Source organism: bacterium (assembly GCA_020854115.1).
In the GTDB taxonomy this organism is placed as follows: domain Bacteria; phylum Patescibacteriota; class Saccharimonadia; order CAILAD01.
Map to the genome: position 1 here is coordinate 21200 of JADZGC010000013.1, position 18970 is coordinate 40169.

General features: G+C 47.4%; 17 protein-coding genes. 9 read left to right on the forward strand and 8 right to left on the reverse strand.

Going from position 1 to position 18970, the window contains the following annotated elements; translation table 11 throughout:
• The first annotated feature begins 2 nt into the window (after positions 1 to 2).
• From IT415_02670 to IT415_02680, 3 genes are read left to right on the forward strand one after another with little or no spacing between them, the layout of a single operon-like run.
• Positions 3 to 3428 (forward strand): M15 family metallopeptidase, encoded by a 3426-nt coding sequence (locus IT415_02670; GenBank protein ID MCC7543588.1) that lies wholly within the window; start codon positions 3 to 5, stop codon positions 3426 to 3428.
• Between the two features lie 4 nt (positions 3429 to 3432).
• Positions 3433 to 4836, forward strand: a complete 1404-nt coding sequence (locus IT415_02675; GenBank protein MCC7543589.1) for a CHAP domain-containing protein — start codon at positions 3433 to 3435, stop codon at positions 4834 to 4836.
• A 41-nt stretch (positions 4837 to 4877) separates the two neighbouring features.
• Complete coding sequence (locus IT415_02680) at positions 4878 to 5543, forward strand: hypothetical protein (protein MCC7543590.1); 666 nt, start codon at positions 4878 to 4880, stop codon at positions 5541 to 5543.
• On the opposite strand, the gene IT415_02685 is transcribed toward IT415_02680, so the two are convergent.
• The 4 genes from IT415_02685 to dnaA all read right to left on the reverse strand — a co-directional run bounded on the left by IT415_02685 (position 5533) and on the right by dnaA (position 9724).
• The gene (locus IT415_02685) at positions 5533 to 5808 is read right to left on the reverse strand and encodes a hypothetical protein (protein ID MCC7543591.1); all 276 of its coding nucleotides are present in this window, start codon (positions 5806 to 5808) and stop codon (positions 5533 to 5535) included. The genes IT415_02680 and IT415_02685 overlap by 11 nt on opposite strands.
• Positions 5809 to 6858 carry a DNA replication and repair protein RecF gene (gene recF / locus IT415_02690; GenBank protein ID MCC7543592.1) on the reverse strand — a complete coding sequence of 350 codons (1050 nt, stop codon included), beginning with the start codon at positions 6856 to 6858 and terminating at the stop codon, positions 5809 to 5811.
• An 8-nt stretch (positions 6859 to 6866) separates the two neighbouring features.
• The gene (gene dnaN / locus IT415_02695; GenBank protein MCC7543593.1) at positions 6867 to 7970 is read right to left on the reverse strand and encodes a DNA polymerase III subunit beta; all 1104 of its coding nucleotides are present in this window, start codon (positions 7968 to 7970) and stop codon (positions 6867 to 6869) included.
• Between the two features lie 353 nt (positions 7971 to 8323).
• A complete protein-coding gene (dnaA, locus tag IT415_02700; GenBank protein MCC7543594.1) occupies positions 8324 to 9724 on the reverse strand; it encodes a chromosomal replication initiator protein DnaA in 1401 nt (466 codons plus the stop codon).
• 165 nt (positions 9725 to 9889) lie between these two features.
• Here dnaA and rpmH point away from each other — a divergent pair, with 165 nt between their 5' ends.
• The 5 genes from rpmH to IT415_02725 are packed head-to-tail and all read left to right on the forward strand — an operon-like array spanning position 9890 to position 11916.
• Positions 9890 to 10024 carry a 50S ribosomal protein L34 gene (gene rpmH, locus IT415_02705; protein MCC7543595.1) on the forward strand — a complete coding sequence of 45 codons (135 nt, stop codon included), beginning with the start codon at positions 9890 to 9892 and terminating at the stop codon, positions 10022 to 10024.
• Positions 10025 to 10035: 11 nt separating this feature from the next.
• Positions 10036 to 10377, forward strand: a complete 342-nt coding sequence (rnpA, locus tag IT415_02710) for a ribonuclease P protein component (GenBank protein MCC7543596.1) — start codon at positions 10036 to 10038, stop codon at positions 10375 to 10377.
• Positions 10374 to 10637, forward strand: coding sequence for a membrane protein insertion efficiency factor YidD (yidD, locus tag IT415_02715; GenBank protein MCC7543597.1), 264 nt, complete (start codon positions 10374 to 10376; stop codon positions 10635 to 10637). Before rnpA ends, yidD begins: the two co-directional genes overlap by 4 nt.
• On the forward strand, positions 10637 to 11449 hold the full coding sequence (locus IT415_02720) for a membrane protein insertase YidC (GenBank protein ID MCC7543598.1): 813 nt from the start codon (positions 10637 to 10639) through the stop codon (positions 11447 to 11449). Before yidD ends, IT415_02720 begins: the two co-directional genes overlap by 1 nt.
• The gene (locus tag IT415_02725) at positions 11446 to 11916 is read left to right on the forward strand and encodes a KH domain-containing protein (protein MCC7543599.1); all 471 of its coding nucleotides are present in this window, start codon (positions 11446 to 11448) and stop codon (positions 11914 to 11916) included. Before IT415_02720 ends, IT415_02725 begins: the two co-directional genes overlap by 4 nt.
• A 4-nt stretch (positions 11917 to 11920) precedes the next feature.
• Here IT415_02725 and IT415_02730 read toward each other — a convergent pair whose 3' ends face one another.
• Entirely contained in the window at positions 11921 to 13690 is a 1770-nt protein-coding gene (locus IT415_02730) for a VanW family protein (protein ID MCC7543600.1), read from the reverse strand.
• Positions 13691 to 13809: 119 nt separating this feature from the next.
• Positions 13810 to 14820: a hypothetical protein gene (locus tag IT415_02735; protein ID MCC7543601.1), complete on the reverse strand. Its 1011-nt coding sequence runs from the start codon at positions 14818 to 14820 to the stop codon at positions 13810 to 13812.
• Positions 14821 to 14938: 118 nt separating this feature from the next.
• Between IT415_02735 and IT415_02740 the strand changes: the two genes are divergently transcribed.
• Entirely contained in the window at positions 14939 to 16099 is a 1161-nt protein-coding gene (locus tag IT415_02740) for a glycosyltransferase family 4 protein (GenBank protein MCC7543602.1), read from the forward strand.
• A gap of 2 nt (positions 16100 to 16101) precedes the next feature.
• Here IT415_02740 and IT415_02745 read toward each other — a convergent pair whose 3' ends face one another.
• Positions 16102 to 17187: a beta-galactosidase gene (locus tag IT415_02745; GenBank protein MCC7543603.1), complete on the reverse strand. Its 1086-nt coding sequence runs from the start codon at positions 17185 to 17187 to the stop codon at positions 16102 to 16104.
• Positions 17165 to 18226 carry a hypothetical protein gene (locus IT415_02750; GenBank protein ID MCC7543604.1) on the reverse strand — a complete coding sequence of 354 codons (1062 nt, stop codon included), beginning with the start codon at positions 18224 to 18226 and terminating at the stop codon, positions 17165 to 17167. The genes IT415_02745 and IT415_02750 overlap by 23 nt, the downstream gene beginning before the upstream one ends.
• Positions 18227 to 18970: the final 744 nt, after the last annotated feature.

The following is an 18970-nucleotide window of genomic DNA, read 5'->3' on the forward strand; positions in this document are numbered from 1 at the left end:
ATATGATCCCCTGGCTACACACTAGCAATCCTTCTAGGGCTCGCCGGCACAACCTAAGATCTCCTTCTTTTGGCCACGAGCGATCTACTGGTGGTAGCCTATCAGACAAAGTCAAGAATGATAGCACAACATCACTCAACCCCACAAGTACCGGAAATACCAATCCTAATGGTTCGGGTCTGCCATCTGTAAACGAGGGTCGAGGCAAGGGAGCCGTAAGTAAGGGTGTCGACAAGGGCCTAGAACAAATAAAGAATAAGTCAAAGGGCACTCCTGTAGGAGAGGCTGCGAATCTCGCAAGTAAGGTAAAAAATACTAGTCAAACCGCAAAAAGAGAAGGAGCAGTTGCGGCAGGAGCTGATGTAGCTGCTGCCGCTGCTCGAACAGGGTTAGCCGCAACCGGCGTTGGTAAAGCCGCCAATGTCGCAATGAATGCCGCAAAAAAGCTTGGTCAGACGGTAGGTATCAATATAAAGGATAGGTACTTCTTGTATGTAGTAATCTTCATGAGTACCTGGCAGTTTATTCTTGTTTTTTTTGTTATTATGGTCGCCGCGTCTCTATTTGGATCACCATCCAAGCTCCTAAAAACAGGCTGGTCGATTGCTAAACATTACGTAGGCCTTTCGGTGTCGACCCAGATAGACCAGGGAGTTGCTGGCAAAATGGCTTACGAAATCCCTGTTGGTAAGGATGGTCGAGCATTGGCGGCAGCCACAAACTACAATCCTGCCAGCATGCCAAAAGAGGGGACTCTAGAATACCGACTCGCAAAGATAGATTGGGAAAAAGCAAAATTCCAGTCAGTTAAACCTGATTCAAATTGCGAGATCAAAACATCCAAAGTCGTGGGGCCAGATGGTCAAGAACGAAGCGTTATTGATTCTGTAACTATTAAGGGCCAAGTCTTAAACCTAGAAGGTATTGCTAGATCAAATTGTATCGACAAAACCTATCCGATATTTAATACCATTATGCGCTCAGAATATATTCGAGAGAACCTCAATAAAAAGCTAGGGATTAGGTATGCCTATGCTGCCCCCAGGGATAGTACTGAGATACGTGGCAAATCAGATGCACAAATCAAAGAAACGCTACGCAAGAAAACATTGAGTAGAGTATGGCAGAGTAGCGGTAAGGGTGTTGAAGGTGTAGCACCAACCACAGACGACGATACGCCCCGAAATACAAACTCAAATGTAGATAAATATATCTACCCAACAGACACTATACTTCCTTTTAGTGTTGCAAATTGCGCAAACAATTACGAGTTTCCAGAAAAGCCATCTTGGGACAACGCTATCGCAAAAGCCCGTCACGATCTTATTTGTGGGGTACCGCCGGATCAGATTATATTTTATGCGCACATACCTCGTGAGAGTGATGCCGAGAGCACAGATCCAGCGAAAAAAGCCCGGGCACAAGCGGCCGTACTAAATACCGTATGTCAGATTTATAATCGCTATACAACAGAATTAACCGACACGGCATCAAAGAACTATAAACAGGCTGTCAAAGATCGTATTAAGTCCGAAGCAAATGCTGCATTCTCAATTATTACTTACGATGATACAGCGAAAACATATTTTCCAAACATTAAGGAGTGGGGCACTGACTCTTATAAGGTGTTGGGTCTAGGGAAATCACAGCAATACAACTACGCGGTAAATGGTCGTCTTGCAGGCGAAACGATTTCCCCAGATGCACTATCTAAGATATTTGGCGGTCCAAATATTCGTGGTGAAGGAATATATGCCGACACTCAAAGCAGCCGTATGATAGCAACATTTAGGAGAGTTGCAGCTGAAAACTGTACAGGGTCTGATAGTATTAACTTCACAGATCTGGCAAACGGAGTGATAGACAGGAGCTATCTAAATATATTTTACTTAACAATATACAAAGTGCTATTTCGTGGAAGTGTAGCAAATCTAGACAGCTACAAAAGAGCAAAAGACGGAACCATAATAAATACAATTGCTGCCATGAACAAAGTAACTATAGAGGATGTTATGAAGCGCCTCATACTTACCGCGAGTAATAACGGCACTTCTGGCGTCGAAGAAGGACCAGCAAATTTCAACAGACAGTCTATTGGCGCCCTAGCGTACAAAAACAGTCTCATTATTTCTATGGGCGGACAATTCTTCAATCAAAACGAAGCCATAGCCGCTGAAAATATATCGAACTCCATCATCGCGTATGAAGATCAATACCAGGGTCTTCTTGGGCGGATCTTCAACAGGAATAATCCTCGCTCCATCTACAGTAGGCTGCAAGTTGCCTTTACAGATTATCCAAAGAATATTCCATCAAATGTGGCTAGTCTTTTTGGAAATCTCTTCAACCCTGCACGCAATATGATTAGTGGTCGAGATTCGCTCGCATACACTCTCACCGGCAAGAGTAATGTTGCCCAAGCAGCATCAAGTCATGAGATAAATAATCTCCATATCGATCCTGCAGGCTTCCCGCCAGGATTTTACGAGGTACCAATTATCGAAAATGCACGAGCAATCGAAAAAATCATAGAACAAAATCCTACAGCATCAAGCACAATGTACCAATGGGAGCTTTGTATGCGTGAATTTATACCTGATCGTTTCCATCTCAACAATCCAGACCCAGATAATGAGCAGCAAAAGAGCTTATATAATAATTTCTGTAAAGAACTTTATGACACACAATCTCCTGGATCTAATGGTGCCCCCAAGAAACTGTCCAATACTTCTGTGATCCAGCGTTTCACAAATAACCCCGGCAGTATAAATCTCGCCAAGAACAGTCAGGATAGGAGAGACCTCTCGTTCATGTTCCGTGTATATCACTTCAACATCCTACAAACTGATGCACTACTCTACCTGTCAAATCCAGCGCAAGAGGACCCCACATTTAACGCTAATAGTAGCGGTCCCGCAGAATCTGGAGAAGACGATACACCTGTCACAACAACAACCCCGACTGGCGACAGAAATGCGCCGTGTCCACCAGGCACCGCTGATGCTGGCACAGGCACGAGATATGGTGTTGGCAGGATATTTGAATATTCTATGCGACTCTGTAAGGTAAATAATACGATCGTTAGCGTTACGATGGCAGCAAATCTACTTAATCTTTACAACGCCGCTGCTGCTGAAGGTATTAATCTGAGCGGTGGTGGATATCGTTCATTCGATCAGCAAGTTGCAGTTCGCAGAAAAAATAATTGCGCAGACCTCTATACAGCCCCATCATCTTCATGTTCGCCACCTACAGCAATACCAGGCAAGTCTATGCATGAGGCTGGCGAAGCTGTAGACTTCTCGCAAGGAGGGTCGACACTGACTCGCTCATCTGGTGGATATCTCTGGATGAAGTACCACGCAAATAAGTATGGATTCTATAATCTGCCTAGTGAGCCATGGCATTGGTCGAGTAATGGAAGGTAAGGATATGAAAAGAGTACTTAGAGCCCTACTATGCCTAATAATAACCCTTACTCCATCCATTGCTTCTGCTGCCACCCCAAATCCTGCCGCAAAAGTTTCCCCTACGTCCAGCATCTCTGATCAACGACGTAATATTGAACGCAACCCCTTCTATGATGAGACAGCAGAAGTTGATACCGATGCAGTTTGTAATTCTTTAGGATTATACGATCAAGGCCAAGCTTCACCATCAGCTTCGGTAGCACCATCCGCAAGTCCAACTCCAGATACAACAGCAATCCCTGCGGGTACAGCACCTTCAGTCGATCAAATTCGTGCGAAGCTCCTTGCAATTAAGAATGTTGGTGGAGCTGCTCGAGTAGAATCGATAATCAATCATCTAGACTGGTACCAACAAGCAGGTCAAGAGGGAGATGTGCCCTGGCAGATGCTTGTGGGCATACATTTTCGTGAAGGACTACATTTCGATAATCCGAGCAACGGACAAGGTGCCTTTCAGCTATATTCTGCCTGGAGGGCTGGCGCAAGCTTTCCACCTGGGCCAATCACTAAAGAGGAATGGGTACGCCAGGCAAAGATAGCCGCCGCAACACTAAAGGGTGGTGTGAATAGCTCACCATCTCCAATAAACGTAGGTAAAACGCTTAATAAGGACACTACAGACACAAATCTTATTAAGGACGTAATGTGGGCATATAACGGTAAGGGAGCTAGAACAAAAGCCTGGGCACTTGAATATGCAACCGAGCTAGGGTTTAACCCGCCAGATCATTATCTCTTCGAAGGTTCTGCGTATGTTATGAATTTCTGGGATGCAGTACGCGACGGCATGAGACAATGTGCGGTCGATGGATGTTCCAGGACAAACAGCTCAGCCAACCCAGGGGCTTTCCTCTTCTATGCCGCACTCAGTGGCTACACTGGCGGTGGCGCGAATAGTAATGGCTGCGAACAGACAGGTGGTGGTTCTACCACAGTCCCCAATGGCGATAAGATCCTAGAGATTGCACTAGCTGAAGTTGGCCATAGAGAATGGGATGAGAGAGTACTTGAATATACAACGGGCCGTCGAGAGAATTGGTGTGCAGACTTCGTGAGCTGGGTATTGAAGCAGGCAGGCACCCCATTTACTGGTGGTGGTGCGGGCGGCTGGCAAATCCCAGCGGTAAGTAATGTGATGGAGTATCTAAGAACAAAAGGCGAGTTCCACCCGAAGGATGATGGATATATACCTCAGCCTGGTGATATATTTATCTTCAAGAGCGGAGGTCGCAGTCACACCGGGTTTGTGACAAAATATGAGAACGGTAGATTCTATACAGTAGAAGGAAATGCATCAAATCAAGTAAAAACAAGTAGTTACGACATGAACTACTCCGGTCTGACCGGGTTTGGACACCTTAAGTAATGACTCAATCAAAACTTTTTAGAAACGTTATCATATCCCTAGTGGCGCTCATAGCTGCCGTTGGTATTGGATATATATACTATCAATCAACAAACCTACTCTTGTCGAACTCGAATGTTGACTCAGGTACCATTCCAAGTTCGACTATAAGCATTCTTCTAAACTTCAATAAGGATATTGACCCATCGCAAAATCTCGACGAAGTAGTGACTGTAAGCCCATCCCTACAGAGACAATCAATACGCGTGAATAAAAAACAGCTAGAAATAATCTACGACTACCTTGATGCAAATATTGATTATGAAATTAAACTAAAGAATTTAAAGAGTACTGATGGATTATTTTTGTCTCAGTCGATAAAATTCAAGACCTCCTATGTACCATATAATCTCCAATCTAAGGATCAACAAAAGCAAGCCCTAGAGGATACAAATAAAGAGTTACGTAATTTCCCAATCCTCAATGAATTACCATACGAAGAGGAGCGCTTTAAGATAGAGGGTGATATCTCCGCAGATCAGCAAAGTATTGAATATACAATTACCTTATTTGCAATTCTTAATAGAGAGGATCAGACGGCCCAATACCGCGCCGACCTAAAGGCCTTTAAGGCAGCTTCCCTAAAATGGCTAACCGATCAGAATGTAGACGTAAGCAAAGCAAAGATTACCTACATCCCAGAGGATCCTGATAGTATTAGCCAATAATCCTCACACTCACACGAAGTATCTCACGGCCAGTTATCTTTCTGAGTGATCGCTCAATCTGTATGTGACGCAGTCGAATCTCACTCGCCTCAGAGCCATTCGTAACAGTCACGCCGACAATATTGTTCTTATATCGCACCGACTCCACCTCAACGTGGGCTTGTGAGCGCACCACCTTGCGAACTTGTTCAAAAAAACCCAAAAGATCATCGGCGCGTTCAAAATTCCTATACTCCATAACATTCCCAATACTCTCAAAGCCCATTTATTTTCTCCTCGTCAGATCAATTGTTTGCGCAGGAAGCTCAAGTCGCCTGTCGATATCTGCCGTAGTAATGACAGTCTGTACATCCTTCAGAACGTCAACTAAGAGATGGCGCCGGGACTCATCAAGCTCGCTAAAAACATCATCTAGGAGTAGGGTAGGGGTCATTCCATCGCGCTTCTCGCGAATATATAACACTTCACACAATTTCAAGGCAAGTAGTGTGGTACGATTTTCGCCGCGCGAAGCGGTTTCATGAAATAATACTTCATTGCGATATAGTTGCCAGTCCTCACGATGGGGGCCGGTTGAGGTTGTGCCGATGGCGATGTCGCGCGCACGATTATCATGTAAGCGACGCAGGAAGTCACTAGAGCGTTCTTTGTAGCTCAGACTAGTACGAGGGCGTTCGCCAGCGATATGCTCAATGTAGCGCTGTAGCTGCGGCTCAAGCCATACGAGTGCTTGCGAGCGAGCATTATAAATTGCTTCGGCCGGCTCAGCAAGCTGGGTATCGAGAATGAAGAGTTGATCTTCAAGCCGCCTGACGGGGGATCGCTTATTCTGGTAGAGTAGTGCATTCCGTTGTTTGATAAGCCGGCGATAGAGTATGAGCGAGCGTCTATATGGTTCACTCGTCTGCGCAAGCAGCATATCCATATACTGCCGACGAAGTGCCGGAGTACCACCGAGTAATTGTAAGTGTCCAGGTTCAAATAGCACCACCGGATGTAATCCGAGGAGTGTGTGTCGACTAATACCGACCTCATTACGCAGAAAGCGCTTCTGACGCCGAGGCAGCAGTCGATATACTACCGAGAGAATCTCATCTTCGTATTCGGCATCAACTCGAAAACCGTCTTGATGCTCAGTAATGAGAGTGCTATCATCGGCACGAAATGATTGCCCAGTAGACGCAACATAAATCGCCTCAAGAATATTTGTCTTGCCGGTCGCGTTTGGACCCAGTATCACCGTCACGCGTTCTTCAAGCTCGAGAGTTAACGTCTCATACGAGCGGAAATGTGTAAGGTGCAAGCGCTTTAACATACAGCTCCTTAGCTACGCAGAGGCATAATCAAGTGCAGACTTTGTTGATTGTCCCTTGGTTGTAAGGGGACAACGACACAGGGATCAAGCTTCTCATTGAGACGGATCTCCACTTGTGGCTCAGAGTAAGCGCCTAATGCATCAAGCAAGAACCGGGCATTTAGCGAGATCTCAGTTGCATCACCCTTCAGCTCGATCGGGACTTCAGATGTATTTTGTCCTACCTGCGCTGCCTCGGCGTAAATTTTCATCAAGCCTTGCTCTGCCGTTACGCGGACTGTATGAGCGCTCTCGCGCGCAAACACTCCGGCAAGCCTAGTTGCTGCCATCAGCTCATCACGCTGACAGGTGAGAGTTGTTTTGGATTCGGTGGGGATAATCTGGGTATAGTTTGGAAAATTACCTTCAATGAGTCGCGAGATAAGGGTAATGTCTCCAGATGTAAACTTAATCTCGTTTTCGCCAACTATCAGCGATACTTCCTCTTGTTCATCAGGGTTGATCAGTCGAATCACTTCCTGGACCGTACGGATCGGCAGGATAGATTGAAAGCTCGGTATATCCTTCAACACAACTTTTTCTTCTGCAAGACGATAACTATCAGTTGCTGCAAGCGTCAGTGTAGACTTATCTGTATGAATATACACGCCTGCGAGTACAGGACGTGACTCATCAAGTGATGCTGCCTTAGATACGCGCTCAAGCAGGTCTTTAAATAATTGCCCTGGTAGTGTGATAGATTGTTTCGCATCGACGGTCGGTATAGCCGGGAACTCCTCGCTTGCGATACCTTGGATACTTGCCTGTGTATGGGCTGCGGATATCTCGAGGGTGTCACCATTACTGACGAGTTGCAATTTATCACTTTGCAGACCCTGTACCACCTCATTCAAGAGGCGAGCGGGGACCGAAGTGCTTCCGGTTTGCTCGATTTTACAACCAATCGATACGGTCAGAGCTATCTCGAGATTTGTTGCTGACAGGGTGAGTGTGCCATCATGCGCATCGAGAAGAATATTAGCGAGTATCGGTAGACTCGTCCGTGAACCGACTACTCGACTCACCACATTAATGGCTTTTGCAAACTTTTCTTGTGAGAGTGAAATCTTCATAATTTCTTAAAATCCCCCTGTCCTTTATTTCTTATATATATTAATGGTAGTGGTGGTATTGGGCTGTGTGGACAGTGGGGAAAAGCTCCGAAAAGCGCTTCTTTGATCTGGAGAATATTTTGTTGTAACTGTGGAGAGGGTGTACATAAGGTCGGGGAGGCGGAGGGGAGAGAGATGGGGAGAGTTTTGAACCCTGTAGCTACGCTGTGCAAAACCACCCACTTGTCCGCAATTCATCCTTAGCTTGTCTACAAGTCTTCCCCGTATAACCCACAAACTTTTCCGCAGATGTTTCCCCAAGTTATCCACAGAACTGTGGACAAAAACCGAACCATCTTCTCGGTCTGATAGGCTCATGAGCTAAAAACCCTTTCCTGCGTAATGCGTTGTCGCACGTCCTGAATATCGCGGATAATCTCGTCTTTTTTAGACACCATCGTCTCGATTTTTTCGTATCCATACATGATTGTTGTGTGGTCGCGTCCACCTAGATGTGAGCCAATCTGAGGAAATGACAAGTCAAGCTCGCTCCTTAGGAGGTACATCGTGATTTGGCGAGGCATGACGATATCCTTACTACGCTTCTTGCCAAGGATATCGTCAGCGCTCACTCCGTAGTAGCGAGCCACCTCACTAATAACCTGTTTAGGACTCATCTTACGTCGAGTCGATGTGGGTTGACCCTGCCCGAGCACTTCTTCTACTACTTCAAGGGTGGCTTGGAGGTTGTGAAGCTCGCAATACATCAGCACTCGATTGAAGCCCCCTTCGAGCTCGCGGATATTGGCAGAAATCTTATCAGCAATCGCTTCAGCTACTTCCATCGTAATAGCGAAGCGCTTGGCCTCGGCCTTTGACTGAATAATTGCCACACGAGTTTCGAGGTCTGGCGGCTGCATATCCACAACCATCCCCCATTCGAAGCGACTACGGAGGCGTTCTTCAAGTTCAGGAATCTCCTTTGGTGGACGGTCAGAACAGATCACAATCTGTTTATTGGACTGGTGAAGGCTGTTGAAAGTGTGGAAAAACTCTTCTTGGGTGGTTTCTTTCTTCTTAATGAATTGAATATCGTCGACAAAGAGCACATCGACTTCTCGGTATTTATTTGTGAATGCTTCTGATTTACGCACTGAATCCACAAATGATTTATAAAACTCTTCGATAGTAATGTAGAGAAGCTCTAGGTTTGGGTTAAGGCGCTTTATCTCACCGTACATTGCCCACATCAAGTGGGTTTTGCCAACACCAGCTGGACCGTACAAGAAAAGCGGATTGTAGTTCGTGCCTGGCTTCTCTGCTACGAGTTGGCCGGCAGAGTAGGCGAGGCGATTAGATGATCCGACGACGAAGTTTTGAAAGTTGTATCGCCCTAAGAGATGGTTTTGCTTGTCGAAAATATTTGACTGAGGTTGAGGAGTGTCGATATTCTGATCGTTTGGGGACGTGAAGAGTGCTTCAGGTTGGGAGTGTAACTTTTTCTTAGGCGCAGTTACTACCTTATAGATAAGTTTTGTGAGCTTCGGAAAGTGAATACGTAAGGAGTCGATAATGGTTGTCTCGAAACGAGCCTTGATCTGCGCACTCGAGAAAGGATTGGGGACTGAAATCGTAGCCTCTGATTCATCTGATGAAATAGCCATCAGGTTTGTAGGCTGCAAAAAAGTCTTGAAGCTATGACTCGTGACTGAGACTTCAAGCTCTCCTAAAACGCGTTGCCAAATAGAACCTAGGTCTGGGGCTGGTGCACCCATCCTCACCTCCTTTTGTTATACCTATCTTAGCCTTTATCCACAGGCTTTGCCAACCCTTTATCCACATACTATCCCCAATTTTGTAAAGGTCTGTGGATATGTGGAGAGGATGCAGGGCTTAAGGGGTTGCCAAAACAGGTACTTTACAGGTATAATACGTCGGATATGAAACGGACGTATCAGCCCAAAAAACGCCGTCGCCAGCGAGTGCATGGCTTCATGGCACGTATGAAGACCCGAGTCGGTCGAGCCGTATTAAAGCGCCGCCGACTGAAGGGTCGCGCCCGCGTGGCTATTTAGTTAGGAGGGGAATGCTAGCACGCGCCTCGCGCTTGCGACGTAATCGAGATATAGTTCGCGTGCTCAAGCGCGGGCGGATTTTGCGTACGAGTCACCTCAAACTCTATGCATTATCAAGTAGTCTACAGAACTCTCGAGCAACCGTAGTAATCTCAAAAAAAGTTGATAAGCGGGCGACAGTACGTAATCGTAATCGACGTCGTGTTATTGAGATAGTGCGTGAGTTATTGCCCCAACTCCAGGGTCACTTTGATATACTGATATATATCAACGCAGACCTTAAGGATGTAGGTTCGGCTGATCTGCGTCGGGAAGTGGGAGAAGGATTGAAGAAGCAGGGAGTCTTACTATGAAGTCGGTCATACTATTCTCGATCCGAATATATCAAAAGACTCTGTCGCCGGATCATGGTCCCGCCAAAGTGTTTTATCCATATGGCTGTTGCCGCTATTATCCGACGTGCAGTGAGTATGCTCATGAAGCGATCGATAAGCACGGGGTAACAAAAGGCAGTATTCTGGCCGCGAAGCGAGTCTCTCGATGCCACCCTTGGGCAATGGGCGGATATGACCCCGTACCTCAATCATTGATGACTAATAAGGAAGGATCATAATGCTCGAAGCAATCTTCGTAAAACCGTTCGCAAATATACTGTTCTTACTCTATAACTACATACCAGGGCATGATTTCGGGATCGCAGTTATCCTGGTGACTGCCGCAATTCGTCTGGCATTGTGGCCGATCCTTGCCCGACAACTTCATTCCCAGCGTAAGCTCCAAGCATTACAGCCAGAAATTGCGAAGCTTAAAGAACAGGCAGCTGGCGATCGGCAAAAAGAAAGTCAGATGCTTATGGAGCTATATAAGGAGAAAGAAATTAATCCACTGGCTTCATGCTTGCCACTACTTATTCAATTTCCCTTTTTGATTGGGCTGTTTGTAGTGTTTTCTAAGAGTTCTGCTGGTATGGCTGGTTTTGAAGGATACTTATACGAGCCGATAAAAAACCTGAGCTTCATCAAGGAAGTTCTCGCTCAGCCGGTACTATTTCAGGCAAAACTCTTCGGTATTGTAGATCTAGCAAGTAGTCAGAATATCATTCTCGCGATCCTGGCTGGTGCATCACAATATTTCCAAGTGAAGCAAATTACACCAAAACAAGTTGATCCAAACGACCCAACGGCCGCAGCGAACCGCATGATGATGTATATGTTCCCGCTCCTGACCGGATGGATTGGGTATACCACTGTTGCTGCACTTCCTCTCTACTGGGCAGTCTCAAACGGCGTAAGTATTCTTCAGCAAACTTTGACGGCTTCTGAAGAAATTGAGAAGATGGAGGAAGCACAGGTGGTGACAAAAGTTCGATCGTCGAGCGATCGGGAAAAAACTACCAAGAAGAAACGTAAAGGGGGCAAGAAGTGATCGAAGACGACCATATCGAAGCTGGTAAGAAGGTATTGCATGACATCCTTGATGCTATGGGTTTTGATGAATATACCGTCTATGAAGACCAGCTTGAGAGTCGTCGCATTCTATCGGTAGCCGTTGATGACCACGCGCTCCTCATAGGCCGCAAAGGAGAAAACCTCCAAGCACTTCAGCAGTTGATGAATGCATTATTGAGATCCGACATACACGACGCCCCGTTTATTACTCTTGATGTGTCGAACTACAAAAAAGATCGCATAGAGAAGATTATGCGTATCGCAGAAGATGCGGCTCATAAAGTCCAGCAGTACGGTAAAGAATTCCAGCTTAAGCCAATGTCGGCTTTTGAACGTCGTATCGTACACATGGTTCTTGCGGACAAGGATGATCTAGAGACCGAGAGTGTTGGACAAGATCCCCGCCGCAAGGTGATCATTAAACCAAAGATTACTGCCCAATAAATATTTAATCTGCCACAGGGAAGTCTAGAGCTGACTTGTAGGTGGTGTAGAACGTATCGGTTTTTACTACCTGGCCGTTGACGATTATATCGCGATAGAAGACAGTTCTCGATGGTACATTGGGGTCACTATTGCCATAGATGAAGAATGGTCCGCGCAGATTGCCGCTCTTTTTCTTGGTGCCATAAAAGCGGAACTTAAGTGTGGTACCTTGCAGGTCGGTCTGGATTAATATGTGATGATCGGTGTCATTTTTAAACTTAAAGTCTACTTGAGGGTAATAGATAGTTGCATCGACACCAGGCACACCATAGGGTGCGGTGTAATATGAGACCGCAAATGAGTGGTTCACTCGCTCGATGATCGGTAGACCCGCGAGTAGGGCTGCTCGAAATGCGGTTGAGCTGACCTGGCACAAGCCGCCGCCATAGGCACTCTCTTGGCGTCCTTCGAGAATAACACGGCCTTCAGCGTAGCCTTGCTCCGGACCTACTTCACCCAATAATTCACCAAAGCTAAACACCTCGCCTGGCTTCAGGAGTACTCCTTGGTAACGCGCTGTGCCGACGCGAATATTCTGCAAGCGATTTCTTGATGATCCAGGAAAATACGTGACGCCCTCAGATAGTAATTCTTTGATCCCCAGGTTATCGATGTTTTCATCGGAAACCTCGGCTTTTGTGATTGCGACAACTAAATCAGTGGGGGCGTTTGCTTGAGTCTCAGATAGCGCGGTGCGGATCTTTTGGGCACTTGCACTCATTTCAAGGGCGATGCCATCACGCGATTGTTGAAAGATAGTTGCTCGATCGCCGCTGATGCTTAGTTTGGCATCGACTGGTGCCTGGTTGATTTGTTGTGCGATCGCCGCAAGGCTCGCCTGTATCTTTGTTTCAGAAAAATCAGCTTGGTGTTGTGAGGTGCGGGTTTGTGCGTAAGCCCGATAAAGTAGATCTTCTTTATCGGGTATAACAGCTACACCATCCACCCAACTTGCGATTTCTTGAGCGCCAAATGACCATGTTTTGTCATTGTATTTTACGACTAATGGTTGTTGCCTGAAGCGTTCAATCGTTGCTCGCTTTGCGCTCAGATCACCTTCAGTCACGACTGGATTCAGTGAGTATGTAGCAAGCTCGATATCAATTCTATCAAATGTGCGTGCAGCCTCTTGAATTCGCGCTACGGTGCGAGGGAGGGAAACTCTTTTTCCAGAAATTCCTGGGGTTATTGAGATGATTGATTCATTGACGACGAGCTGTGGGTCGATCACGGCTGTGTTGTATGTATCGATGGTTGACGACAGGGCCTGGGTGATAGCGCCCTCATTGAGGGCAATCATCTCGGTGCTTGGTTGAGACAGACCGATGAGTAGTTTGAACTCATCATAGATTTGCTGACCAATCCACCCTTGCCGACCGACACTATATAACTCGTTGATCACGGGCTCGCTTACGTGTGAGAGCCCAAGATCCTTGGCCTTGATGCGAATAGGCTGATCGGATGTCGTTCGGATAAGAACCGTCTCGGCGCCTTGATATTTCTCGCTCATGGACGCGATCAGTGTTGATGCCTCGACCTTACTGAGTCCACCGAGATAGATGCCGTAGGCTTGAGCTCCCGGCAGAATCTTGCCCCGATACGCGAGTCGAATAACTCCGAGCGTAAAGAAGAAACCGAGCACAAGTACTAATCCAGCAATAATCAACCAGTGACGCCGGTTTGATTCATTGGCATAGGGCAATGCAATAGTGTCTTCGTGAGAGTGCTTCATGTGGGGGTCTCTTCATCTAAAGTATAGCGAGTTTTTGGCTATAGGACGAACAAAATAAAAAAATAGGACCCTCATTAATTACGAAGGCCCTAATAATGATTTATGGACCGGTCAGTATCCTATCGAGGCCAAGCTCCGTCGAATCTTGCCCACCCAAGGTATGCATTCTTGAGTCCGGTCACACTATGCTGCCAGACTGGCAGGCGTTGGCCGTTAAATCCTTGCGTTGAGATGACCTGTCCGTTTCCGATCGATAGCCCAACGTGTCCGGAATAAAACACGAACACCCCGGCCGGCGGGTTGGTATCGGTGTGAATCTGGCCACGCGCCAAACGAAATGCGTAGTGTTCGTCTGATGACCAGGCTCGACCACGCGTTCCAAAGGCGACTTCTACGAAGCCTTCACAGTAGCCCGACCAGGGTCGACCAAACTGGTCGCTCCAAGTTGGGTCCGGGGAGTTTTTCTCGGCGATCACCCAGCCAACGGCTGCCTGCTCTCGGGGTGTCATAAGCTGAAGTGGCCGCACGCCTTGATCGCTGCGCCAGGTAAGTGACCCGCCCTCGAAGTCCTGGCGCACGAATGAGTTCCAATGGTATTCGTCGCTCTTCGGATAGCCGAGATAGCTACCGGGGCCGCCAATCGAGATGTAGTAGCCACGCATACCATGGTGCACACTGTAGGTCTGTCCGACTCGATCTCCTCGCATGAGAAATGTCGGCCCCCACCAGCCGCCATCGAAGTCTTGATTCCAGCCAGCGCCCCAACGATACGACTCGTTTTGTGGGTAACCTACCTGGTTGCTGCCGACGCGCGCCACATACCACCAGCGCGTGTTGATCACAGAGTAAACGCGATGTGTCTGGCACCCTGGGGACATGAGTGCGGCATCGATGTACTTGCCGCCACCAAAGTCCTGGATACAGCCACTGTTCCATCTATGCACGGCATTCTCAGGGTAGCCGATTGCTGCTGCACCTCCGATGCGATTGTAGGCATCAACCCAGGGTTGCGCCCAAGAATTCTCGCCGATCTCACTTGCAGAAGCAACTTGTGGGGTCATGACGCTGCTGAAGACCACGCCGAGAACGACTACTAACAGCCAGCCTCGGCTCACCCTCCGGAATTTCATAAGGTACACCTTTCGAGAAACGAATAGGAATCATTTGCATCCTAGACACTTGTAGCGAATGGCGCAAGCACAGCTGAATTCAAGCCGCTCCATGCTTGTCTTCAGGTATAATGGTGGCATGGCTAGAATCGTTGTTGATGCTCGCTGGCTCAAGCAAACCGGCATAGGGCGATATATAGAAAACATACTGATCGAACTTGTTGCATTGAAGTCGGGTCATGAATTCGTCTTACTCTTGCGTGAAGAAGATGTCGCTGTGCTACCGAAACAATTACGTGAGTTAGAGTACAAGATCACAAGCGTTGGCTGGTATACGCCCCAAGAACAGATAGTCTTACCGCTCATCCTGAATGAGCTCAAGCCCGACTTAGTGCACTTCGCAAACTTTAATATTCCATTGCAGTACTACAAGCCCTTTGTCGTAACGATTCACGATCTTACTATGCTGCGTTTCAAGAATATCCGAGGGGGATTGTTGGCCCCGTTTACATATACCTTGAAAGATGTTGTGATGCGTCATGTACTCAAAACGGCGGCAAAGCGGAGTAAGATACTCTTCACACCGAGTAAATTTGTCATGGATGACGTAGTCCAGCGATATCGTGTACCGGCAGACAAGGTAATGGTCACATATAATGCGGCCGATATCCCTATGAAGGATGGTACGGTGAATCTTAAAAAAATGGGCATTCACAAGCCTTTCATTCTCCATGTCGGAAATGCCTATCCGCACAAAAATATTGCTCGCTTGATCGAGGCACTACCACATATCAATCAAGGAAGAAGTAAGCCTGTTCAGCTCGTTATTGCTGGAAAAAAAGACGACTTTCATAATGCTCTCGAAAAACAAGTTGTGAAACAAAAGATGCAGCAGGATGTGGTCTTTACTGATCGGGTGAGTGACGAAGAGTTGGTGGGACTCTATCGGGCGGCCAAGTTGTATGCATTACCTTCATTGTCCGAAGGATTTGGCATCCCAGGGCTTGAAGCAATGAGTTACGGGTTGCCGGTAGTGAGTTCGGATGCTTCGTGTATGCCGGAGATTTATGGTGATGCCGCGGCATACTTCGATGGACGCAATGTCGAACAAATGGCTCGTGTGTTGAGCGAAGTGCTTGATGATCCAAAAAAGCAAGCGACCTTAATTAGACACGGAGCAGCTTGCGTGAAGCGTTATAGCTGGAAGGACTCAGCAGAAGTTGTTCTGCGGGGATATGAACAGGCACTTAAGGCGTCCAAACAATCACACCCCATCAATCGGCTGCTTGGCAGGCAATAGCGTTATTTTTCGAGTGAACTTATATAGTTCCAGTACTCGGTGTGACCCTGGAGCTTCATGGCGTACCACCACTCCGCACCCCAGAGGTCAAAGCGCTTGATATTTGTCTCGCGAGCGTAGAGTATATTGTCCTGAAGCTTTGTTAGGCTCATTGATTTTTGTGCTTCTTCGTGTGAGATATGTTCATTACCGCGAGGCCCCCATGCTTCCGCCTGGAGCTCGTGGATGGTTACGGCAGTTCTTGGATGGAGGTATTCGACAATAGCTGCCTTCCACCAATTGTATATGCCGCGTTGTGGGTAAACATAATAGCCAAAAGTACCATTCCAGACTGTGCGATACATAGAGAAGCCATAGTATTCGGTCATTGGTCCAATGATTGGCCACCCCCATTGATTTGATTGGGTGAGCATTATTGGTGTTGTCTGATCGATCAATCGCACTGTCGCGAGCTCTCTGCGCAGTGCTTGTGTGGTCAGATTCTGAGTCGGGCATTCACCGAAGGAGTGGAGAAGAAACTCATTCTCTAGTTGCCAGGCTTCGAGGGCTGGATGATCTTTGTAGCGCTCCACAACTACGGCGAGCATTTTGTTGGCTCGCTCGGCGACGAGATCTGCGTTATTGCGATCAAGCCAGGAAGGATAGTAGCATTCGGGTACACGGATAAGCTTCTGGCCAATCACAAGTTTGACTTTTGCGTTGCGTTTCGCAGCTTCATCGAGCATCCAGTCTACTTCTGCAAAGTTGTACTGATCAGGCTGAGGCTCTATCTGATCCCAATATGCTGGCAGGCGAAGGTGCTTGAATTGTAGTTCATCCAGGACTGCTACATAGGCTGCGCGCCAATCCATACCGTAGCGTTCGGCTTGGTAGGGTGAGAAGCTTACGCCGATTACTTCTGGTTGATTTCGATGCCTCAGGAAGAATCCGGCCATTAATATTGCGCTGACCGTGAGAAGTGCGGCGACTATGATACCAAGCTGTGTAAGTCTGGTTCGCCAGCTCGCTCGCCTCTTGCTTGGTGCGCGTTCGGTTGCTAGGTCTGGCTGTGGCTGGTGCTTGTGTCTAGTGATGGGTGTGTTGGGCATAATTCTTGGTCGAGAGTTCTATGATCACTGGATAAGACAATGTTGTATTTGCCCCGACTTGCAGCGGGTCAATGAGGTCGTGATTTAAGTTCTCACTCTTCGGAAAACGATAAGCAGATACGTCTACTCCATTATTGCGCCATTGGCGAGCCAGCGCATCGGTCGTATCATTGTTGACCGCGGCATCATTCTCATTTGTAATGACGACGACATGCGTAGATCGTGGGTTGCGTCCTTTTTCGAAGAGTGCCTCGGTGATACGCAGGTACTGTCCGACCGGCTGTGATTGCCAGCCAAAATAGGCACTGGTTGGACCATCAAGATTCTTCTGTTTGTCGCTCCACCATACAAACTGATTTGGAATACTGAGGAGCGCTCCGGTTACGAGACGAGTAAGTGGGGCGGGTACTCCTGTCGGTGTAAATATTGGATCAATGATGATGGCTTGATGTATGTCATCGCGCTCGGTGACGACATAGGCAGCTTCATTGGCGCCAGCTGACAGCCCCATGATGTCGATATCCTCACCCAGACCCGCTGCGATGTCGATTGAGTGATTTAGGTCGCGCAGCGTATCTTCAGCAGTCAGGCGAGAGAAGGTTGGTGCCATGCGATCGCGCATGCCATGCTCAGGTACGCGGGTGATGAGGACAGCATAGCCCATGTCGTGATATATTTTTGCAAGCTCATCAAATTGGCGTGGGCAATTTGTAAGACCGTGACGAATGACGAGTACACGCTCGACTCGGGCCGGCTGCTTGAGGTATCGGTAACTGCAGTCTGGATTTAGGTCGCGATTGGTCTTATCTGCTGCAACCAGCGCTTCAGCAGCCTGGTCGGCCAGGACATAATCGTCATAGGGATTGTAGATAGACGAGAGTGACGCGGTATTGAGTGGGCGTAGCTGACACCAGACAAGGAATACTAGTAGTAGGAGAAGTAGTATAGCGGCGATGGCCCCAGCTACTTTGAGCATCTGACGTTTTTTGTCTTGGCGAACTACTGTCTTGGTTCGGGATGGTTTCTTAGCCTTAGTCATAACTAGTATTAGTATAGCAGTTTGTGGGGTGCGCTGAAGTCATCAGGATTGACGCCCTATCTGGTATAAGGGTATAATTGCGTGGTCTTTTGGCGAATGCGCCCGAAGAAGTAAATACATAATCCGGGGTAGCTCAGCGGTAGAGCAGTTGGCTGTACGATACACCACTGGTATACAGTAATATGTATGCCAGATCGTCGAACATATGCAGATCGTGCTGATTATTTGAAGCAAGCTGTGTCGAAGCGTCGAAAGACAATTCGCTCAAGACTCATTCAATATAAAGGCGGTAAATGTTCTCGCTGTGGATATGATAGATGTATAGAGGCCCTAGAATTGCATCACAGAGATTCTTCAAAGAAAGACTTCGGGCTTTTAGCTCATGGGCTTACGCGTGCGTGGGAAAAAGTAAAAGCCGAAGCAGACAAATGTGATCTTCTCTGTGCTAATTGCCATCGTGAAATCCATAGCAAAGTGCAGCCTACTTGAGTACTCAAGTAGTGAACATAGGGTTAATTGCGGGAAGCCTAAACTTGCTAATGTAGGTATGGTAATCCGCAGCCAAGCCGAGGGTGGGATAAAGGTCTTCGGAAGGTTCAGAGACTAGAAGGTGAGCCCAACAATAATCCTTCAAACAGCGCCCTACATCCGTTTTATCGGATGATGAGATAGTCCACTCTTACGCGAAAGCGCGAGGTAGGTGTAACCAATTGGTCGCCGGTTCGAATCCGGCCCCCGGAGCCA

What these genes read in the sequence shown, in the direction of transcription:
- IT415_02670 (MCC7543588.1), top strand. Translation starts at nt 3, where the DNA reads ATGATCCCCTGGCTACACACTAGCAATCCTTCTAGGGCTCGCCGGCAC.
- IT415_02675 (MCC7543589.1), top strand. Translation starts at nt 3,433, where the DNA reads ATGAAAAGAGTACTTAGAGCCCTACTATGCCTAATAATAACCCTTACT.
- IT415_02685 (MCC7543591.1), bottom strand. Translation starts at nt 5,808, where the DNA reads ATGGGCTTTGAGAGTATTGGGAATGTTATGGAGTATAGGAATTTTGAA.
- recF (MCC7543592.1), bottom strand. Translation starts at nt 6,858, where the DNA reads ATGTTAAAGCGCTTGCACCTTACACATTTCCGCTCGTATGAGACGTTA.
- dnaN (MCC7543593.1), bottom strand. Translation starts at nt 7,970, where the DNA reads ATGAAGATTTCACTCTCACAAGAAAAGTTTGCAAAAGCCATTAATGTG.
- dnaA (MCC7543594.1), bottom strand. Translation starts at nt 9,724, where the DNA reads ATGGGTGCACCAGCCCCAGACCTAGGTTCTATTTGGCAACGCGTTTTA.
- rpmH (MCC7543595.1), top strand. Translation starts at nt 9,890, where the DNA reads ATGAAACGGACGTATCAGCCCAAAAAACGCCGTCGCCAGCGAGTGCAT.
- rnpA (MCC7543596.1), top strand. Translation starts at nt 10,036, where the DNA reads ATGCTAGCACGCGCCTCGCGCTTGCGACGTAATCGAGATATAGTTCGC.
- yidD (MCC7543597.1), top strand. Translation starts at nt 10,374, where the DNA reads ATGAAGTCGGTCATACTATTCTCGATCCGAATATATCAAAAGACTCTG.
- IT415_02720 (MCC7543598.1), top strand. Translation starts at nt 10,637, where the DNA reads ATGCTCGAAGCAATCTTCGTAAAACCGTTCGCAAATATACTGTTCTTA.
- IT415_02730 (MCC7543600.1), bottom strand. Translation starts at nt 13,690, where the DNA reads ATGAAGCACTCTCACGAAGACACTATTGCATTGCCCTATGCCAATGAA.
- IT415_02735 (MCC7543601.1), bottom strand. Translation starts at nt 14,820, where the DNA reads ATGAAATTCCGGAGGGTGAGCCGAGGCTGGCTGTTAGTAGTCGTTCTC.
- IT415_02740 (MCC7543602.1), top strand. Translation starts at nt 14,939, where the DNA reads ATGGCTAGAATCGTTGTTGATGCTCGCTGGCTCAAGCAAACCGGCATA.
- IT415_02745 (MCC7543603.1), bottom strand. Translation starts at nt 17,187, where the DNA reads ATGCCCAACACACCCATCACTAGACACAAGCACCAGCCACAGCCAGAC.
- IT415_02750 (MCC7543604.1), bottom strand. Translation starts at nt 18,226, where the DNA reads ATGACTAAGGCTAAGAAACCATCCCGAACCAAGACAGTAGTTCGCCAA.